This is a genomic window from Actinopolymorpha sp. B9G3 (genome assembly GCF_040120725.1).
Taxonomy (GTDB): domain Bacteria; phylum Actinomycetota; class Actinomycetes; order Propionibacteriales; family Actinopolymorphaceae; genus Thermasporomyces.
Map to the genome: position 1 here is coordinate 1 of NZ_JBEEAB010000086.1, position 804 is coordinate 804.

General features: G+C 60.2%; 1 protein-coding gene. It reads left to right on the forward strand.

The genetic code is table 11. From position 1 onward, the window contains the following. Positions 1–804 (forward strand): ABC transporter substrate-binding protein (locus ABNF93_RS34695; RefSeq protein ID WP_349332507.1); only part of this gene is annotated, 804 nt, incomplete at both ends.

Consider the following 804-nt stretch of genomic DNA (forward strand, 5'->3'; position numbering starts at 1 on the left):
GCTTGCCGAGCTGGTCAAGCAAGGCAAGCTTCCGGAGCTGTCGAAGCGGCTGCCGCCGGATCCGGTGGTCGTCCAGCCGCTGGACCGTTTGGGCACGTACGGCGGCCAGTGGCGGTTGACGACCCAGGCGAGCGGCTACGGCACCGGCGCCACCCAGTACCAGCTCTGCGGCTACGAAAACCTCGTGCGTTGGGATCCGACGTTCAAGAAGATCATTGGGAATGTTGCCGACAGCTGGGAGATCGGGGCGGACGGCAAGGAGTACACGTTCAAGCTGCATCCGGGCCTCAAGTGGTCGGACGGGCATCCCTTCACCGCCGATGACGTGGTCTTCGCCGTCGAGGACGTGCTCAACAACACCGAACTCACTCCGGTTCCCGACGCGTACTTTGGCGGGGCGACGGCGGAGAAGATCGACGACTTCACCGTCAAGTTGTCCTGGGACAATCCCAAAGGTCTCGTGCTCACGTATATGGCGACCCGATCAGGTTTGGTCTTCACCTCCAATCCGAAGCACTACATGACGCAGTTCCACAAGAAGTACACACCCGACGTCGAGGCGCTGGCAAAGAGCCAGAAATTCGACGAGTGGATTGCCCTGTACCAGCAAAGGGGCGGTGACTTCAGCTTCGGATCCAACCCCGAGAAGCCATCGATCTATCCATGGTTGCTCAAGACCAACACGAAGACCCAGGTAACGGTTGAGCGCAATCCGTACTACTGGAAGGTGGATCCAGAGGGCAGCCAACTTCCCTACATGGACGGCATGGTGTGGTCGGTGGTCACCGACCCAGAGGTATCGCT